A 17,773-nucleotide genomic window follows, 5' to 3' on the forward strand; every position below is an offset into this window, starting at 1 on the left:
TCCCCTTATTCAGCCGGAGCCATGGCGGTGTTGGCGGCCTTTACCGGCGCCCCGCGCATTGTCATCCAGAGGTTGTAGCACATGATCAGGGCGCCGGTGAGATACAGGACACCGCCGAGGCCCCGGACGATATACATCGGGTATTTGGCGCTGACCGTGTCGGCGAAGGAATTGACGAGGAAGCCCTGGTCATCGACCTCGCGCCACATCAGGCCCTCCATGATGCCGGTGACCCACATGGATGATGCGTAGAGGACGATGCCCACGGTCGCGAGCCAGAAATGGGTGTTGACGAGGCTGAGCGAGTAAAGCTGCGACCGGTTCCACAGCCGCGGCGTGAGAAAGTAGAGCGCGGCGAAGGTGATCAGCCCGTTCCACCCCAGCGCGCCGGAATGGACGTGGCCGATGGTCCAGTCGGTATAGTGGCTGAGCGAGTTGACGGCGCGGATCGACATCATGGGCCCCTCGAATGTGGACATGCCGTAGAAGGCCAGCGACGCCACCATCATTTTGATGATCGGGTCGGTGCGCAGCTTGTCCCACGCGCCTTGCAGGGTCATCAGGCCGTTGATCATGCCGCCCCAGCTGGGCATCCACAGGATGATTGAAAAGACCATGCCCAGGGTCGCGGCCCAGTCGGGCAGGGCGGTGTAGTGGAGGTGGTGGGGACCGGCCCAGATATAGAGAAAGATCAGCGCCCAGAAGTGGATGATCGACAGTTTGTAGCTGAAGACCGGGCGGTCGGCCTGTTTGGGGATGAAATAATACATCATGCCCAGGAAGCCCGCCGTCAGGAAGAAGCCGACGGCGTTATGGCCGTACCACCATTGGGTCATCGCGTCTTGGACCCCGGAGAAGAGCTGGACCGAGGCGGAGCCGAAGATGCTGACCGGCACGGACAGGTTGTTGACGATATGCAGCATGGCAACCGTGACGATGAACGCCAGGAAGAACCAGTTGGCGACGTAGATATGCGGCTCTTTGCGTTTCATGAGCGTGCCCATGAAAACCGCCAGATAGGCGACCCAGACGATGGTCAGCCAGATATCGACGTACCATTCAGGTTCTGCATATTCCTTGGATTGGGTGGCCCCCAGGATATATCCGGTGGCGGCCAGCACGATGAAGAAGTTGTAGCCCCAAAAGACGAACCACGCCGTGTTGCCGCCCCAAAGCCGCGCGGCACAGGTGCGCTGGACGATGTAGAACGAGGTGGCGATCAGGGCGTTGCCGCCGAACGCAAAGATCACCGCAGAGGTGTGCAGGGGCCGCAGGCGGCCGAAATTGGTGTAGGGCTGGCCCCATTCGAAGTTGAGTGCGGGAAAGGCCAGTTGGAAGGCGATCCAGGTGCCCGCCAACATGCCCACCACGCCCCACAGAGAGGTGGCCACAACCCCGGCGCGGATGACGTCATCCATGTACCCTGTGGGTGTCACCCGGGGCGGCTTGGCTTCGTCCATGCCGCGCAGGATCCACAGGAACGCGCCGCCTGCCATCAGCATGATCAAAAGCGCATGCACCATGTAGGCCAGATCGCGCGCATAGTTGGCCGCAATGGCCGCAAAGACCGCCACCAGTCCCAATGCGATGAGTTTGACATAGTCCGTCATTCCAGCACCCCTCAAAACCAAGCGGGCACAATTGTGCCGCCTTTTATGGAATTAAATGGAGTTAGGAGAACGGCTGGCGGGGCGTCTTTGACACAGATCAACCTTTGCGGCAGGTGGCGGAATTAATCCAGCACGCCGCCATCCGCATCATCGGCGGCTTCGAGCAAAAGCTGGTCCATATCGGGGATCAGGACGGTGCGGCGGCCTTCCAATTGGATGACCCCGTCACGCTTGAGGTGCGACAGTTGGCGGCTGACGGTTTCGAGGGTCATGCCGAGGCAATCGGCGATGCCTTCGCGCGACAGGGGCAGATCGATCCGAAGGGCGGACCCGGCGTCGGCGGGTTTTGCCTGCGTCTCGCGCTGGAGGATCATGGCCAGCAGGCTGGCGATCCGCTCCCGCGCGGTCTTGCGGCCCAGAACCAGCATCCATTCCCGGGCCGCATCGAGTTCATCCATGGACATTTCCAGAAGCCGCTGGCCGATATGGGGCGTGCTCTCCACCAGATCCTCGAACGGTTTGCGGCGGAAACAGCACAGGCTCACATCCGAAATGGCAGAAACGTCATAGCGGACGGATGACCGCCCCGGGCGCCCCAGGAAATCCGACGGCAACAACAGACCGGTGATCTGGCGGCGCCCATCCTCCATCGTGCGGTTCAGCGCGGCCATGCCGGTGACGACGGAGGCCACGAAATCCAACTTTTCCCCGGCCCAGACAATCGTGTCGCCTGGGGCGAATTGGCGATAGTATTTGATATCTTCCAACAGGGTAAGTTCGTGGGGTTCGCACAGCGCGCAAACAGCCCGGTGCCGGATGGGACAATCCGCGCACTCCGCTAACATCGTCGAGGTCATATTGCTTTTGCTCGGCACGATTTGATCCAGATCATGGTAAATGGAGGGGCCCGCTATGCAATGGTAGCGGCATGATAGATGCCGTACAACTTCAGAAATTCGGACTTTTTGATGCACGCGTGCCGCGTTACACCAGCTACCCGCCGGCGCCGCATTTTCAACCCGCTGTCGCGCCCGAAGCGACGCCCCGATGGTTGGCGCAATTGCCCCCGGGCAGCCCATTGTCGATTTACGTTCACATCCCGTTTTGCCGACGGCTTTGCTGGTTTTGTGCCTGTCGCACCCAGGGCGTGCGCAGCGCCGATCCGGTCCGGGCCTATGTGGAAACACTGCTTCAGGAAATCCGTCTGATCCGCCAGCACCTGCCCGAGATGCCAGTCCTCAGCCGGGTCCATCTGGGCGGAGGAACGCCGACGTTGCTGACGGTCGAGATGTTGCAACGGCTGATCGCCGCCCTATTGGACCTTGCACCCATGGCCACGGATTTTGAACTGTCGGTTGAGATCGATCCATCGGAGATCGACGATGCGCGGCTCGATTGCCTGGCCGAGATGGGGATGAACCGGGCATCTGTGGGGGTTCAGGATTTCGACCCCCATGTTCAGGACATTATCGGCCGACGGCAAAGTTTCGATCTGACCAAGGATGTGGTGGATGCCCTGCGCGCCCGCGGCGTCTTCTCGATCAATGTTGACATGCTTTATGGCCTGCCGGACCAGAACCAGGCGCGCCTGACGGAAACCACACAAAAGGTCCTGTCGCTGAACCCGGACCGTCTGGCGCTTTACGGATATGCCCATGTGCCCTGGATGTCCCGGCGGCAGCGTCTAATCCCGGCGGAGACGTTGCCCGATGGAGAGGCGCGGCTGATGCTGTTTCACACCGCCGCGCGATTGTCCGCCTGGGATGGATTTCATGAGATCGGGATCGATCATTTTGCCCGGCCCGATGACGGCTTGGCCCGCGCCCATGCGCAGCGGACCATGCGCCGCAATTTCCAAGGCTATACCGACGATCCGGCAACAGCCTTGCTGGGCCTCGGCGCGTCGGCCATCTCCCGCTTTCCACAGGGTTATGCACAGAACGCCCCAAAGACCGCGGATTACCTGGCGCGCATCCGTGCAGGGCAGTTGGCGGTCAACCGCGGGCATGTTTTCACCAAAGATGACAAGCTGCGCAGCGCCATGATCGAGGAATTGCTGTGCTATTTCACCGTGACACCGCGCGATATCTCAAAGACGGCACAGGCTCCCATGCACAAGGTCCGTGCCCTGACCGCACAGATGAAAGAGGCGTTTCCAACCCTGCTGGACGATTGGGATGATCAATTGGTCCTGACGCCGACGGGTCGCGTTCTGGCGCGGGTCATCGCCGCCTCCCTTGACGCTTATACAGGCGAAAAGAACCGGCATAGCGCGGCGATTTAGCGATGTGACAACGGGCCGGGGCGATGGCGGCCCCTGGGCCTTGCCTTGGGGCGTTGCGCGCGCAAAAACTGCGGGGATTGTCAGGGATCCCTTATGCAGACCAGTAGCCAAACCCTTAGCGCCCGCATTTCCGACCATTTGGCGCGGATCTACCCGAACCTGGATTGCGCCATCCTGGCCTCCCAGGTGATCGAGGCGTTCTGGCCCGAGAATACACCCCGCCGCAGTCGCGCCCGCCGTCCCGGCAATCGGCTGTGGTCGGAACGCGACGCGATGGTCATCACCTATGGCAACAGCCTGCAGGACGGCCAGCACAAGCCATTGGATCTGCTGCATGATTTCCTGCACAACCATCTAAAAGGCGTGATCAACGGCGTTCATATCCTGCCGTTCTTTCCCTATACGTCGGATGACGGTTTCGCGGTGACGGATTACCGCGCGGTGAACCCGGTCCTGGGGGATTGGGCGGATATCGGGCGGATCGGGTCAGAGTTTCTATTGATGTCCGATCTGGTGCTGAACCATGTCTCGTCACAATCGGTGTGGTTCAACGAATACCTGCAGGGCCATGCCCCCTATGACCGGTTCTTTTTCGAGGCGTCGCCCGACGATGACCTGAGCGATGTGGTCCGCCCCCGCACCCATCCCCTGTTGCGCGAAGTGGAGACCGCCCATGGCCTGCGCCATGTCTGGTGTACGTTCAGCCATGACCAGGTTGATCTGGATTTCCGCAATCCGCAGGTTTTGCTGGAGTTTTTGCGGATCATGCGCCTGCATATTGCGGGCGGTGTGCGGATCATCCGGCTGGATGCGGTGGCGTTCTTGTGGAAGGAGATCGGCTCTCCCTCCATCCATCTGCCGCAGACCCATGCCATTGTTCAGCTGATGCGGCTGCTGTGTGATTTTGAGCATCTGCCGGTGATTTTGCTGACCGAAACCAATGTGCCCAATGCCGAGAACCTGAGCTATTTCGGCAACCGGAATGAGGCGCATGCGGTCTATAACTTCACCCTGCCACCGCTGGTTCTGCATGCGATGCTGTCAGGGAGTGCCGCGAAATTGAACCGTTGGCAGGTCTCGATGCCGCCGGCGCAGTTGGGATGTGCCTATCTGAATTTCACGGCCAGCCATGATGGGATCGGGATGCGCCCTGCCGAGGGTCTGCTGGATGAGGGGGAGCGCGATCAGGTCATCAAAACCGTTCGGGCCTTTGGCGGGGAGGTCAGCATGCGCGCTCTGCCGGGCGGGGGTGAGGCGCCCTATGAGCTGAACATCACCTTTTTTGAGGCGATGAAAGGCACATTCGCCGGGCCGGATGACTGGCAGGAGGCACGGTTCCTGTGTTCGCAGACCATTGTCATGGCGTTGGAGGGGATCCCGGCCTTTTACATCCATTCCCTGCTGGCGACCCCGAACGACCATGACGGCGTTGACAAGTCGGGACAAAAGCGCGCCATCAACCGGCATCGCTGGGATTATCCGACATTGCTGGCGCATCTGGAGGAGCCAGACAGCGTCCATGCCCGAACCCTGTCGGCCATGCGGGACCGGATCAAGCTGCGTGGCGGTCAAAAGGCGCTGCACCCGAATGCGACCCAGTTCACAATGCAACTGGACCATCGCATTTTCGGGATCTGGCGGCAAAGCCTGGACCGCGACCAGTCGATTTTCGCGCTCCACAATGTCAGTGACACAGTCGTGCATGTCCCCCCCGGCCAGATCAACCTGATCGATGGTGACACCTGGACCGACCTGATTTCGGGCGAGCCCATTACGGCGACCGGCGGCGACATCCCCTTTGCTCCCTACCAGTGCCGCTGGATCAGCAACCGCTCTGGCCGCTCCTAAATTCCGCGCGATGACGCACGCTTCTGCGCTTGGCGTACTGCAACGTGCGAAAACGCGAATGCACAATGCGTATGTATCGCATACATATCCCATACATACGGCATGCGGTTGGGCCAGTTTGCACGTCTCCGCAGTCACAAAGCCGAACCAAAACCTGCTCATCCGCGCCATTCCCCGAGATCGGGTCGCACGCATTTCAATCCGCACAGACCAATGCATGGTAAAATGAGATATTCGGAACGAGCGTTTTTACCGACTGGCCGATGCCGACCAAGAGCGGAACCGGCTTGATAAGCGGGTGCCATGGGGCTAGCTTGACGCTCCGCGGTTGGATCAATCAGACCGCTTTCATGGCTATAAAATATTGTAAAGGCTACACTTTATGACTGTTCAGCGTTTGTTGATGATGTTCGTGCTTTGCTGTTCGATCCCGGGCTTTGTGATGGCGCAAGATGACATGGCCGGTGCCTCTGACCATCCGGAGTTTCCACGCATCGCAGGGTCGGTCATTGCGGGATATGCGCCAACATCGTTTGACGAAGGCGCCCATATTAAAGGTACGCCAGACGATTTCACTGTGGAATATGCAGCCGGCGATGTGACAAAGATCATGTATCTGCTGCCGCTGGACCAGTCGCCCGCTTCCGCATTCCTGAACTACGAAACCGCGTTCAATGCCTTGGGGGAATTTGAACCCTACTTCACCTGCCGCCGTGGGGAGTGTGACAAAAACCTGGGCGGTAAATTCGTCTGGAAAAAGGCGCACCGTTTTGACACGATTTTCATCAATCCAGCCACGTATTTTTTCGAGTATGCCCAGAACCGTATCAATCAGGTCTATCTTGCTGGGCAGGTTACGGCGGCATCGGGCGTCTATGATGTCGCCATGTACGCGGCCGAGGCGCCGAAAACCAACCGAGAGTTCACGGGCGGACAGACCGTCGTTGTTCTGCAAATCGTGAAATCGGAAAAGTTCGAAGCCGAGTTGGAAATTGTTGCCGCCAGCGAAATCAATTCTGAGATTTCGCAATCCGGGCATGTGACACTCTATGGGCTGTTTTTTGAAACAGATAGCGATGTTTTAATCGATACATCCAAGCCCGCATTGGATGAGGTTGCGGCATTCTTATCGGCATCACCCGATGTGAATGTCTATGTGGTGGGTCATACCGACAACGTGGGCGACGTCGCCTATAATCAAGATCTGTCCCTGCGTCGTGCGAACGCGATCTCACAAAATTTGGCACGTGACTATGGGATTGACGAAGGCCGTATTCTACCGCTTGGGGCGGGGTTGGCTGCGCCTGTTTCCACGAACAAGACCGAAGAGGGCCGGGCCCTTAACCGACGGGTAGAACTGGTTGAACGCGGGCGGTAGGCTGGCACATCAAGAAGATCTACAGATTGTCGGACGGTTCGCGTTTTGCTCTATGGTCCGCGGCTTACCCCAAGCATCCTTCTATCGGTTGCAGCACGTGATCTTGCGACCGTTCAAAGGCCTGACATTGTAGTGAGTGGCCCCCCGCTGTGAGCGCCGGAAACGTCCGCAAGGCGGCCTAGGGCGTGGCAGGGTGGGGGGCGAATTCGGCCATGTCGGCGGCGACGGCGGTGAGCATATCGTCCATCAGGTGGGGGTCGGCGGCGTGGACGCGGCTCCAGGTTGGGATAAAGGGCGTTTCGGCGGGGTTGTCGAGGAAGACCTGACCGGCCTCCATGATATTGGAGGCGAAGAGTTCAAGCGTCTGTTCTTCGAGGTGACGGTCGATGGTAAGGCCATTCATCCGGGCATCGGCGTGGTAGCATTCCAGCAGGTCCAGGGCAGAGCGGTAGTAGGTGGCCTTCAGGGAGCGAAAGATCTCTTCCGAAAAAACGGTGCCATCGGCGGCCAGCTTGCGAAAGATCGCCTTGCAGATGTCGATGGACATGCGGCTGAGGCCGGTGGATTTATCCTCGGCCGACAGGTCCTGATGCTTGTGGTCGTAGGCGTCGGAGATTTCGACCTGACAGACCGATTTGGGCGCAAGGTTGCGCCATGCCTCGGACAATACCCCAATCTCTAGCCCCCAATCGGACGGGATGCGCAGGTCCGGCAGGATCGTGGTGCGCATGGCAAATTCACCGGAGAGCGGGTAGCGAAAGCTTCGTAGGTAATCCAGGTAATCGCGGTCCCCGATGACGCGTTTCAGGGCAATCAGGATCGGGCTGACCAACAGGCGGCTGACGCGGCCGTTCATCTTGTCTTCGCCGATGCGGGGATAATAGCCCTTTGAGACCTGGTAGGGGAAATTGGGGTTCATCACCGGGTAGGTCAGGGCGGCCAGCATGGCGCGGTTATAGGTCAGGATGTCGCAATCGTGGGTGGCGACCACTGAGCTGTCGCGGCAGGCCATGGTGTAGCCCAGGCAGAACCAGACATTGCGGCCTTTGCCCAACTCCCCCGCGGACAGGCCGTGTTGATGCAGGCGTTCCGACAGGGCCGTCATGCGGGGGCTGTCATTCCACAGGACCACATGATCCTGGGGGAGACGCGCAAAGAACGACCGGGCATGGCGGTACTGCTGGGCATCGGCCCGGTCGAGCCCGATCACGACGCGGTGCAGGTAGGGGACCGTGGCCAGTTCATCGAGGATGCGGGGCAGGGCGGGCCCTTCAAGCTCGGAATACAGGGACGGCAGGATCAGTGTCAGCTTGCGCGTTTCGGAGAAGGTCGTCAGTTCATGACTGAGGCTGGCTGCGTCGCGCGTGCGCATGTTGTGTAGGGTTGCGACGTTTCCGTTCTGGTGAAAATCTGCCAACGGCCTGTCTCCTAAGACAATTTCAACTCATCAACTAGCAGGTGGATCATTTCGTTCCAACCATGAGGTCCGGCCAATTGGCTGCGGCGGATCCGTCCGGTTTGCTCCCCCGCCAGGGCAGGCAGGGGTTGACCATGGGGATTGACGATCAACGCACCGTAATCGGCCTGTTCCAGCATTTCGACATCGTTTGCGGCGTCCCCCAGGGCCATGGTGATAGGAGTGCCATAGCTGGCTGCGATCCGGTTCATCTGATCCGCCTTGGTGGCCCCGAAAGACAGGGTGAGAAAGCGGCCGCCTTGCCGGGCCGCGACCCCGAGACCCGAGAGCACCGCCAGAAATTGGTCCAGCCCGCTAGGGTCACCGCGCCAGAGGCCTGGGACCGAAAACTGCCGGTTGGCGGCGCGGGCGGCTTGATCCGGGGGCAGGCCGGTTTCTTGGGCGATCTGATCCACGGACCAGCGGTGAAACCCCTCGAATTGCGCCTGAAAGTGCGGATCCAGTGTGGACAGGATCGTAGTGAGTTTGGCGTAGTCATGTCCCGGTATGCTGGACGCGTCGGCGGGCAGGAGCCCCGCGCCATTTTCGATAATGGCCGGGACCGGGCCAAGCGCCATGGCGGTGCGCAACGGCGCGATTTCTGCCGCGGTCTTTGAACTGGCCAGCACGACCACCGCGCCGATGCGTGACAGCAGGGTCAAGGCCGGTTGCGCCGGAGCCCAGTCATAGCTTTGGTGATCAAGCAACGTGCCGTCGAGATCGCTGAACACAAGGAGCGGTGGGCGGGTCATGGGCGCAGGCTCCTGTGCGGTGGATCCAGGAACAACACGGAACCGGCCATCTGCGCGGTTAGGCCTCAGCCCCGGGCGGGGCTGGACGTCGTTGGCCCGCTATCGTACCTGATGTCCATGGCAGACAAGCCCCGTGATACCGCCGCCCAGACACGCGACACCCGGTTAAAGCAGGCGTTGAAGGCGAATTTGCAAAAACGCAAGGCCCAGGCCAAGGCGCGGTCCGAGGAGGATCGGCCCAGCGATACCGGGGATCGGGAGTGAACCTCTTCGCCCCTTGAAGGTTTCGCGGCGGGGTGGGACATATCAACCATCGCGGATGGGTCACGGGCCATGGCGCGGATATCGTGGACAGGCGCAACGCAGCGCCCGGGGGACAGGTCGGTGGCGATGACAGATGCACGGTTCGAGGATGGGGGAGAGCGCCCCTTGCACCTGAAAGCGACCGAGGTCGAGGACCTTCAGGTGCTATCCAGCTTGGTGCAGGATGCCGTTTTCCCGATCACCGAGATGAGATGGGACCGCCAGAAACGCCAATTCGCCATATTGCTGAACCGGTTCCGGTGGGAAGACAAGGCCAATGCCGAGAGCCGCAAACGGGCCTATGAACGGGTGCAATCGGTGTTTTTGATCGCCGATGTGCTGAAGGTTCAAAGCCAGGGTGTGGATCGGTCCGACACGGAGATGGTGCTGTCTGTGCTGGATGTGCGTTTTCAGCCAGCGGAGGAAGGCGCGGGGCAGCTGGTATTGACCCTTGCCGGGGACGGCGCCATTGCGGTCCATGTCGAATGCCTGGATGTCATACTGAAGGACGTGACACGCCCCTATCTGGCACCATCGGGCAAGGCGCCGGATCACCCGGAATGACCACGTTACATGTCCGCCGATTGATGACGGATGACGTGACCGATTTTCGCAATTTGCGGTTGGAGGCGATGCAGGCCTATCCCGCCGCGTTCGGATCCTCTTACGAAGACACGCTGGCCAAATCGGAGATGCAGTTCCTTGGCTGGCTGGACAGTTGTCATGTCCTGGGGGGCTTTGGCGATGGTCAGTTGCAGGGCTGTATGTCGCTGGCCCGGGAGCAGGGCGTAAAGCTGCGCCATCGCGGCATGATCACGTCCGTTTATCTGCGCGAGGCGTGGCAGGGGTCCGGTCTAGGGCAGATGATGCTGGCGCGGGGTCTTGATATCGCAAAGGGGATGGGGCTTTTGCAGGTCGAGCTTTTCGTCTCTGCCGCCAACCCGCGGGCCTTGGCATTTTACCGTCGCGAGGGTTTTGCCGTGGTAGGGACGGTGCCGACCGCGCTGAATGTCGACGGGGCCTTTCACGACGAACACTATCTGGTGCGCCACCTCGACGCTTGAGGCCCGTCCGTACGGCGGCTATGTCGGGCAGAGATAGGAGACGTCATGCCCCAGTTCTTGGACAGCACTCAACCTGATTTCGAGGTCACATTTACCGCTCTGCTCGGCATGAAGCGTGAGGATGACGCGGATGTGGATGCGGCCGTGGCGGGCATCCTTCATGATGTGCGCGACCGCGGGGATGCGGCTGTGATTGCCTTTACGGAAACCTATGACCGGATCGCGCTGACACCGGAGACGCTGGCCTTTTCCGCGGCGGAGGTTGATGTGGCTTGTGAGGCCGTTCCGGCGGTGGAACGCGATGCGTTGGAATTGGCCGCGGACCGGATCCGCAGCTATCACGCACGGCAGTTGCCGCAGGATGCGGAGTGGACGGATGACACCGGCGCCACCCTGGGATGGCGCTGGGGCCCGGTGTCTGCGGCGGGTCTTTATGTGCCGGGCGGGTTGGCCTCTTACCCGTCCTCCGTTCTGATGAATGCGATCCCGGCCCAGGTCGCAGGTGTGTCGCGCCTTGTGATGACCACACCCACCCCGGGCGGTGTGGTCAACCCGTTGGTTTTGCTGGCCGCGCGCCTGTCGGGCATCACGGAGATCTACCGTATCGGCGGGGCCCAGGCCATTGCCGCGCTGGCCTACGGGACTGCCACGATCAGCCCGGTTGATAAGATCACGGGGCCGGGAAATGCATATGTCGCCGCGGCGAAGCGGCGTGTCTTTGGCCGGGTTGGGATCGACATGATCGCGGGCCCGTCCGAGATTTTGGTGATCGCTGATGGCGATAACGATCCCGATTGGATCGCGGTTGATCTGCTGAGCCAGGCCGAGCATGACGAAAGCGCGCAATCGATCCTGATCACCACCGATGCCGACTTTGCACGCGCGGTGACCGCGGCAGTGGAGCGGCGTTTGCAAACCCTGGACCGCGCGGCGATTGCCGGGGCCAGTTGGCGTGATTTCGGGGCGGTTATCGTTGTCCGGGATCTGGCGGAGGCTGCAGCGCTCTCGGACCGGATTGCGCCGGAGCATCTGGAGCTTTGTGTGGCCGATCCCGACGCGTTGGCCACCCGGATCACCCATGCAGGGGCGATCTTTCTGGGTCAGTGGACGCCGGAGGCCATCGGCGACTATATCGGCGGCCCGAACCATGTACTGCCCACGGCACGGTCGGCGCGGTTTTCCAGCGGGCTGTCGGTGATGGATTTTGTCAAACGCACCACGCTTGCCCGCATGACACCGGCCAGTTTGCGCGCCATTGGCCCCTCTGCCGAACGCCTTGCCATATCCGAAAGCCTGGAGGCCCACGGCCTGTCCGTCCGGGCCCGGCTTGACCGTTTGAACGAGGCTGCGGAATGATGCCCCGCCTGGTCCACATCGAGATTGACGATGCCGATTTGCCCCCGCCCACGGCGGAGGTGGAACAAGAGCGCAAGGTGGCGATTTTCGACTTGCTGGAGGATAACTCCTTCACGCTTGTCCCGCGCGACGGTGCGGAGATGCCGACCGGTCCCTACAGGTTGCAGTTGGCGATCCGTGATCGTCGGTTGGTCTTTGAACTGGCGGGGGAGGATCATCAGCATATCGGTGCATTCCATCTATCACTGAGCCCCTTTCGCCAGGTCGTGAAGGATTACTATCAGATCCGCGATGCCTATCACGATGCGGTCAAGAAGCTGCCGCCCAGCCAGATTGAGGCCATCGATATGGCCCGCCGCGGCATCCACAACGAAGGCGCCCGGGTCTTGCAAGAGCGGTTGGAGGGCAAGGCCAACATTGATCTGGATACGTCGCGCCGCCTGTTCACCCTGATCTGCGTGTTGCATTTCGGAGTGTGACGGTGGCCGGTCCCCTTCCGTCGTCGATCTTGTTTTGTTGCGATTACAATGCTGTACGCTCCCCGATGGCTGAAGGGTTGATGAAACGGTACTATGGCCACCAGACCTATGTGCAATCAGCGGGTGTTCGGAACGATTTGGAGATTGATGGTTTCGCGATAACCGTCTGCGGCGAATTGGATGTGGAACTGTCCCGCCATAAATCACGCTCTTTCGACGAGATGGAGCAATGGGGTGACGATCTGGGATCGTTTGATCTTGTCATCGCCCTGTCGCCTGCCAGTCAGCGGCGGGCGTTGGAATTGACGCGGTTTTTCCACCTTGAGATCGAATATTGGCCGATCCTGGACCCAACAGGTCTGGGCGAGAGCCGGGACGAGAAACTGGCCGCCTACCGCACTGCGCGGGATCAGATCAGCGCCAGGGTGGTCGACCGGTTCGGCCCCCCGCGCGTCAGATAGGCCGCAGCGGCCCTGAAACGCCAGTGCCGTTAAGCCGCCGCTAACCGCGCGATGCTATCCCAAATTGACGTGGTTTGGAGAGCAGGTGATGCCCAATGGTGTAAATTTGGTCGGCTCGTCGCCGGATTTGGCCGAGCCCATCAAAGTGGCAGATCATGACGCCGTCGCGCTGGAACAGGCGCCTGACAGTGCGGCGATTTTGGGCGCCATAGACCGGACCAATGCGATCATCAGCTTTTTGCCGGATGGAACGATCGTCTCAGCCAATGATCAGTTCCTGTCTTGCATGGGATATACGCGGGAAGAGGTGGTTGGCAGCAATCACAGCATGTTCATGGCCCGGGGGCGCCCTGAACTGCCCGCATACCGGGAATGTTGGGCCGATCTGGCATCTGGTGAATGCAAACGGGGGGAATTCTGCCGGATCCATAAATCGGGGCGACAGGTTTGGATCGCCGCCACTTACACGCCCGTTCTGGATGACAGCGGCAGAGTCGTCTTGGTTGTCAAGGTGGCGACGGATGTGACTGCGCGCAAGACCGTGGTTGACCAGTTGGTTCAGAAACTTCGCAAGCTTGCCGATGGCGATACAACGGTGCGGTGGACGGATGACGTAACGGGCGAGTTCGCGGATATCCGCGATGTGTTCAATGACACGGTGCAAAACTTGGAACGGATCGTCTCGGGCGTGGTGGGGTCTGCACTCAATATCCGCAATGTGTCCGATGCGGTCAGGGTGAACGCGGATGAGCTGGCGGACCGGTCGCAAGAGCAGTCGGCGGCCCTGGGGCAGACATCTGCCGTTTTGCGTGAGCTGTCGGGCGGCGTGTCCCGAACCAGCGATGCCGCCAGTCAAGTGGACAGGCAAGCCACCGCTGCTGCCGCGAAATCGCGCCGGGGTGGGGAGATTGTAGCCAGCACGATGGAGGCGATCAGCGGTATTGAGGAGATTGCCAGATCTGTCAGCCAAAACACCAAGGTGATTGAGCAATTTGCGTTCCAAACCAATCTGTTATCGATAAACGCGGCTGTTGAGGCCGCCCGGGCTGGCGATAGTGGCAGGGGTTTTGCTGTCGTCGCGGCCGAGGTGCGCAGCCTGGCACAACGCTCGGCAGAAGCCTCCCAGTGCATCAAGGAATTGACCGAACGATGCGAGAAGATGGTGGCCTCTGGCGCGGAACTGGCACGCTCTGCCGGAGTGGCCTTGGCAGAGATCGAGGGGGCCGTGAATGTCGTCGTCTCGGAGATCGGCCAGGTGGCGGCAGCGTCTCGGGAGCAGGCCACCAGCATCGCGGCGGTCGAGGCCTCAGTTGACTCACTCGGAGACAATTTGCGGGGCTTCATTGCGTTGTCTGCAGATGGTGTTTCGCAGTCGAGCACGCTGTTGCAACAGGTCGATGCCTTTGATGAAACGCTCAGCCAGTTTCAACAGGGACAAGCCCTGGATACGTCGCCTCGTCACTGGGCCGCCGAATAGCCTGCACCGGTCGGCGCCACGATCTGACGGTCCTAATTGAGATCGCTGTTTACCGATGGCTGCTCCGTTTGGTGTGGTAAATTCCATTGTCGAGGCGTTCGACCCAAGAGATGCCCACACTCCGTCACGTAACGATATCGCGTCATGGCAGGCCTTTTTCGCAGTTACGCCTTGAAGTGTGGGCCTTTTGGCTTCAGTTAAGGCGCGTTCACAACGGGTGGACCGATTATAAAGGGGTGACTATGGCCAAGGAAGAAATGCTCGAATTTCCCGGTGTCGTTAAGGAACTCCTGCCAAACGCGACATTCCGGGTCGAGCTAGAGAATGGCCATGAGATCATCGCGCATACGGCAGGAAAAATGCGAAAGAACCGGATTCGTGTTCTGGCAGGTGACAAGGTGCAGGTTGAAATGACGCCCTATGACCTGACCAAAGGCCGCATCAACTACCGGTTCAAGTAATCCGTGGCGCTTATCTTGGGGTCTGGCAGTCCGCGCCGGCGGGAATTGCTGGCCCAGATCGGGATCGTTGCGGACGACATCCGCCCCCCTGACATCGATGAAAAACCGCAGCGCGCCGAACTTGCACGGCCCTACTGTCAGCGGATGGCGTATGAAAAGGTCGTGGCTGTCGAGGCCGCACTGGCAGATATCGTTTTATCGGCCGACACGACCGTTGCCTTGGGGCGGCGGATCCTGGGCAAGCCCACGGATGAACGTGAGGCGAAGAGCTTCCTTGCAGCTTTGTCCGGTCGTCGCCATCGTGTGATCACAGCCATCGCTGTGAAATGCGGCGATCGGATTTGGCAGCGCGACGTCGTCAGCCAGGTCCGCATGAAGAACCTGTCGGATGAGGAGATCGCCAGCTATCTGCAAACCGGCGATTGGCAGGGCAAGGCAGGTGGATATTCGATCCAAGGACCAGCTGGCGCATTCATTCCGTGGATCAGCGGATCTTACAGCGCCATTGTCGGGCTGCCCCTCGCAGAAACGTCCGGTTTGTTGACGGCAGCAGGCTACCTCGCGCGATGAAGGGAGAAAGTATTCTCCTGGATCACATTCGCGGGCAAAAGGTGGCGGCGCGAATGATCGACGGTAAACTGGACGATCTGCTGGTCGATGCGGGCGCGGACGGACCGCCGCAACCCGGCACGATCTACCGCGCCAAGGTCGACCGGTTGATAAAGGGCCAGGGCGGTATTTTCCTGGCTTTGCCTGACGGGGCTGCTTTTCTTCGCGGTGCCCAGGGTCTGACGCAGGGCGACAGTATCTTGGTCCAGGTCACAGGCTTTGCGGAGGCGGGCAAGGCTGTTCCGGTCTCCAACCGCCTTTTGTTCAAAAGCAAATACGCGATCGTCACGCCGGGGGCGGCGGGGATCAATATCTCCCGCGCGATCCGAGATGAGGAACAACGAATCCGGCTTCGTGCCGCCGGAGAAGAGACGGACTTGCCCATGGAGGCTGGCCTCATCCTGCGCTCGGACGCGGCGCGGGCTGCGCCTGATGAACTTGCCGAGGATATCGCTGCCATGGCGGATCTTGCGCATGCTCTGCTTGCGGATACGGAAGGGTCGCCGGAATGCTTGCTGGAGGGGCCGGATGCCCACCACCTGGCCTGGCGAGAATGGGGGCAACCTGATGATATCGATACGGCGCAAGGCTGTTTGGAGACGCGCGGCGCATTGGATGACATCGAGGCGGCGTTGGATCCTCTGGTCAGCTTGGGTCAGGCAATGATGGCGATTGAGCCCACCCGCGCCCTGGTCGCGGTTGATGTGAATACCCAAGGTGACTTGTCGCCAGCGGCGGGGTTGAAGGCGAATCTTGCCACTGCCCGTGATCTGCCGCGCCACCTCAGGATCCGGGGACTGGGTGGGCAGATCACCCTGGACCTCGCCCCGCTGGCCAAGCGGGACCGCCGCCAGTTCGAACAGACGTTGCGCGCGGCGTTCAAGGTCGATCCGGTGGAAACCGCTCTTGTCGGTTGGACGCCGCTGGGCCATTTTGAACTCCAACGCAAACGCGAACGCCTGCCGTTATCCGAGGTCCTGAAATGACATGCCCTATCTGCAAGAAAGCGACCGAGCCGAGCTATCGACCCTTCTGCTCAAAACGCTGTGCCGATGTTGATCTGGGGCGCTGGATGTCGGAGGCCTATGTCATTGCAACCGATGAGCCGGACCCGGACGAGTCGGCAGCAGACCGACCGCAACAGGCCCATTGACACCTTACAAAAGACGCAACGCTATGGACCGCAGATCCCGATATTTTTCGCAAAACCCCACTGGACTTAGCCAAGGCCCGGGTCTAAACCCTCCGAACCCAAAGGCTTGCGCCTTTTCCGTGCCCGGGTAGCTCAGGGGTAGAGCAGTGGATTGAAAATCCTCGTGTCGGTGGTTCGATTCCGCCCCCGGGCACCACTTGGCAGGCTAATATAATTCTGTTTTCTACCCATGACTGGTCCTCTTTTCGGTCAGGTTTGACACTTTTTGCGAAGGTTTGACATTCTCGGCCTGCCTTCGGTTTTCTTCTTCCAATGTGGCCATGGTCGCGCGGTTCTTGTCAGTAAGGTTGGCAGAGCGGGAATAGTGCCGCGCATGCAAGGCGTTTTCTGCCCCAAAAGGTCCGCGATGCGGCGTTCATCGAGGCCCGCCTCGCGCAGTGTCGTGGCGACCGTGTGCCGCAAGCCCTTGAGGGTCAGGTCTTTTTCGATACGGCCTTCATTTTCAAGTGCAGATTTGAAACGGTGCCAAACGGTCGAAAAGCCGTTGTAGGTCCACGTCTCGCCGCGCGAATTGGAAAGCACGGTTTCGGCGTCATGGTTGGGCATGCGATCCAGCGCGGCTTGCAGCGTCGGACTAACCGGAATCGCCACCTCTTCGCCGGTCTTACCGCGCACACCCCAAATCGTGCCATCATCGACCTGATCTTTCCGTAGTCGCAAAGCGTCCGACGGATCGAGACCTGTGTTCATCATCAAGGCAAGGGCCACGCGCACATGCGGCTTAGCCTTCCCAAGACTGTGTCTTGCTCTTCGACGGTCCAGGGACGGTTGGCATAGGCGCGATCACGCGGACGGCGCCTCGGAATGACGTCTTTGGCGAAATTGGCTGAGGTTAGGCCTTTCGGAATGTTGTAAAGGAACACTTCGCTCAGAAGTGTACGGACCATGTTCAGCCGCCCCTAGTTGTTCAGTCCCGGCATCTGGTGGATCGGATTTAGGATGAATGGCTCTGGCTCAGATGTCCAGATTTTGCAGATGTATTCGTAGGGTGTGAGGCCGCTGAGCGTTTTGAGACGGCGTGC

General features: G+C 60.2%; 20 protein-coding genes, 1 tRNA gene and 1 pseudogene. 15 read left to right on the forward strand and 7 right to left on the reverse strand.

The features are described 5' to 3' along the window. Nucleotides 1-5: 5 nt before the first annotated feature. Together ccoN and fnrL are read right to left on the reverse strand one after the other, a co-directional pair. Nucleotides 6-1,610, reverse strand: coding sequence for a cytochrome-c oxidase, cbb3-type subunit I (gene ccoN, locus IU397_RS14410; protein WP_204414949.1), 1,605 nt, complete (start codon nt 1,608-1,610; stop codon nt 6-8). Nucleotides 1,611-1,732: 122 nt separating this feature from the next. Next, entirely contained in the window at nt 1,733-2,467 is a 735-nt protein-coding gene (fnrL, locus tag IU397_RS14415) for a transcriptional regulator FnrL (protein ID WP_204415006.1), read from the reverse strand. 71 nt (nt 2,468-2,538) lie between these two features. Between fnrL and hemN the strand changes: the two genes are divergently transcribed. From hemN to IU397_RS14430, 3 genes are all read left to right on the forward strand, one after another. Further along, nucleotides 2,539-3,894, forward strand: a complete 1,356-nt coding sequence (gene hemN, locus IU397_RS14420) for an oxygen-independent coproporphyrinogen III oxidase (protein ID WP_204414951.1) — start codon at nt 2,539-2,541, stop codon at nt 3,892-3,894. A 93-nt stretch (nt 3,895-3,987) separates the two neighbouring features. After that, complete coding sequence (locus IU397_RS14425; RefSeq protein WP_204414953.1) at nt 3,988-5,742, forward strand: sugar phosphorylase; 1,755 nt, start codon at nt 3,988-3,990, stop codon at nt 5,740-5,742. Between the two features lie 382 nt (nt 5,743-6,124). Beyond that, nucleotides 6,125-7,120, forward strand: coding sequence for an OmpA family protein (locus IU397_RS14430; protein ID WP_204414955.1), 996 nt, complete (start codon nt 6,125-6,127; stop codon nt 7,118-7,120). 178 nt (nt 7,121-7,298) lie between these two features. Here the strand turns inward: IU397_RS14430 and IU397_RS14435 are convergent, their stop codons facing one another. After that, complete coding sequence (locus tag IU397_RS14435; protein WP_204414957.1) at nt 7,299-8,537, reverse strand: glycosyl transferase; 1,239 nt, start codon at nt 8,535-8,537, stop codon at nt 7,299-7,301. Nucleotides 8,538-8,548: 11 nt separating this feature from the next. Beyond that, entirely contained in the window at nt 8,549-9,328 is a 780-nt protein-coding gene (locus tag IU397_RS14440; RefSeq protein ID WP_204414959.1) for a mannosyl-3-phosphoglycerate phosphatase, read from the reverse strand. A gap of 117 nt (nt 9,329-9,445) precedes the next feature. Between IU397_RS14440 and IU397_RS14445 the strand changes: the two genes are divergently transcribed. From IU397_RS14445 to IU397_RS14500, 12 genes are all read left to right on the forward strand, one after another. Then, nucleotides 9,446-9,592, forward strand: coding sequence for a hypothetical protein (locus IU397_RS14445; protein ID WP_204414961.1), 147 nt, complete (start codon nt 9,446-9,448; stop codon nt 9,590-9,592). Between the two features lie 126 nt (nt 9,593-9,718). Next, nucleotides 9,719-10,195: a DUF2948 family protein gene (locus IU397_RS14450; protein ID WP_204414963.1), complete on the forward strand. Its 477-nt coding sequence runs from the start codon at nt 9,719-9,721 to the stop codon at nt 10,193-10,195. Next, nucleotides 10,192-10,695, forward strand: a complete 504-nt coding sequence (locus tag IU397_RS14455; RefSeq protein ID WP_204414965.1) for a GNAT family N-acetyltransferase — start codon at nt 10,192-10,194, stop codon at nt 10,693-10,695. Before IU397_RS14450 ends, IU397_RS14455 begins: the two co-directional genes overlap by 4 nt. Before the next feature lie 45 nt (nt 10,696-10,740). Beyond that, entirely contained in the window at nt 10,741-12,051 is a 1,311-nt protein-coding gene (gene hisD / locus IU397_RS14460) for a histidinol dehydrogenase (RefSeq protein WP_204414967.1), read from the forward strand. Continuing rightward, nucleotides 12,051-12,530: a UPF0262 family protein gene (locus tag IU397_RS14465; protein WP_204415008.1), complete on the forward strand. Its 480-nt coding sequence runs from the start codon at nt 12,051-12,053 to the stop codon at nt 12,528-12,530. Before hisD ends, IU397_RS14465 begins: the two co-directional genes overlap by 1 nt. Nucleotides 12,531-12,532: 2 nt before the next feature. After that, nucleotides 12,533-12,991 carry a low molecular weight phosphatase family protein gene (locus IU397_RS14470; protein ID WP_204414969.1) on the forward strand — a complete coding sequence of 153 codons (459 nt, stop codon included), beginning with the start codon at nt 12,533-12,535 and terminating at the stop codon, nt 12,989-12,991. Between the two features lie 88 nt (nt 12,992-13,079). Then, entirely contained in the window at nt 13,080-14,468 is a 1,389-nt protein-coding gene (locus tag IU397_RS14475; protein WP_204414971.1) for a PAS domain-containing methyl-accepting chemotaxis protein, read from the forward strand. A gap of 242 nt (nt 14,469-14,710) precedes the next feature. Further along, nucleotides 14,711-14,929 carry a translation initiation factor IF-1 gene (infA, locus tag IU397_RS14480; protein WP_011455993.1) on the forward strand — a complete coding sequence of 73 codons (219 nt, stop codon included), beginning with the start codon at nt 14,711-14,713 and terminating at the stop codon, nt 14,927-14,929. Nucleotides 14,930-14,932: 3 nt separating this feature from the next. After that, nucleotides 14,933-15,499 (forward strand): nucleoside triphosphate pyrophosphatase, encoded by a 567-nt coding sequence (locus IU397_RS14485; protein WP_204414973.1) that lies wholly within the window; start codon nt 14,933-14,935, stop codon nt 15,497-15,499. Further along, nucleotides 15,496-16,524: a ribonuclease E/G gene (locus IU397_RS14490; RefSeq protein ID WP_204414975.1), complete on the forward strand. Its 1,029-nt coding sequence runs from the start codon at nt 15,496-15,498 to the stop codon at nt 16,522-16,524. The genes IU397_RS14485 and IU397_RS14490 overlap by 4 nt, the downstream gene beginning before the upstream one ends. Then, the gene (locus tag IU397_RS14495) at nt 16,521-16,691 is read left to right on the forward strand and encodes a DNA gyrase inhibitor YacG (protein WP_204414977.1); all 171 of its coding nucleotides are present in this window, start codon (nt 16,521-16,523) and stop codon (nt 16,689-16,691) included. The genes IU397_RS14490 and IU397_RS14495 overlap by 4 nt, the downstream gene beginning before the upstream one ends. Nucleotides 16,692-16,812: 121 nt before the next feature. Next, nucleotides 16,813-16,887: transfer RNA gene (locus tag IU397_RS14500), tRNA-Phe, on the forward strand. Between the two features lie 53 nt (nt 16,888-16,940). Here IU397_RS14500 and IU397_RS14505 read toward each other — a convergent pair. The 3 genes and pseudogenes from IU397_RS14505 to IU397_RS14515 form a co-directional block, all read right to left on the reverse strand. Continuing rightward, nucleotides 16,941-17,444, reverse strand: a complete 504-nt coding sequence (locus tag IU397_RS14505; protein ID WP_204414979.1) for a tyrosine-type recombinase/integrase — start codon at nt 17,442-17,444, stop codon at nt 16,941-16,943. Beyond that, nucleotides 17,444-17,638, reverse strand: coding sequence for a hypothetical protein (locus IU397_RS14510; RefSeq protein WP_204414981.1), 195 nt, complete (start codon nt 17,636-17,638; stop codon nt 17,444-17,446). The genes IU397_RS14505 and IU397_RS14510 overlap by 1 nt, the downstream gene beginning before the upstream one ends. 12 nt (nt 17,639-17,650) lie before the next feature. Further along, a pseudogene (locus IU397_RS14515) lies at nt 17,651-17,773 on the reverse strand (IS481 family transposase); the annotation flags it as partial.

This window comes from Actibacterium sp. 188UL27-1, assembly GCF_016901225.1.
GTDB lineage: Bacteria > Pseudomonadota > Alphaproteobacteria > Rhodobacterales > Rhodobacteraceae > 188UL27-1.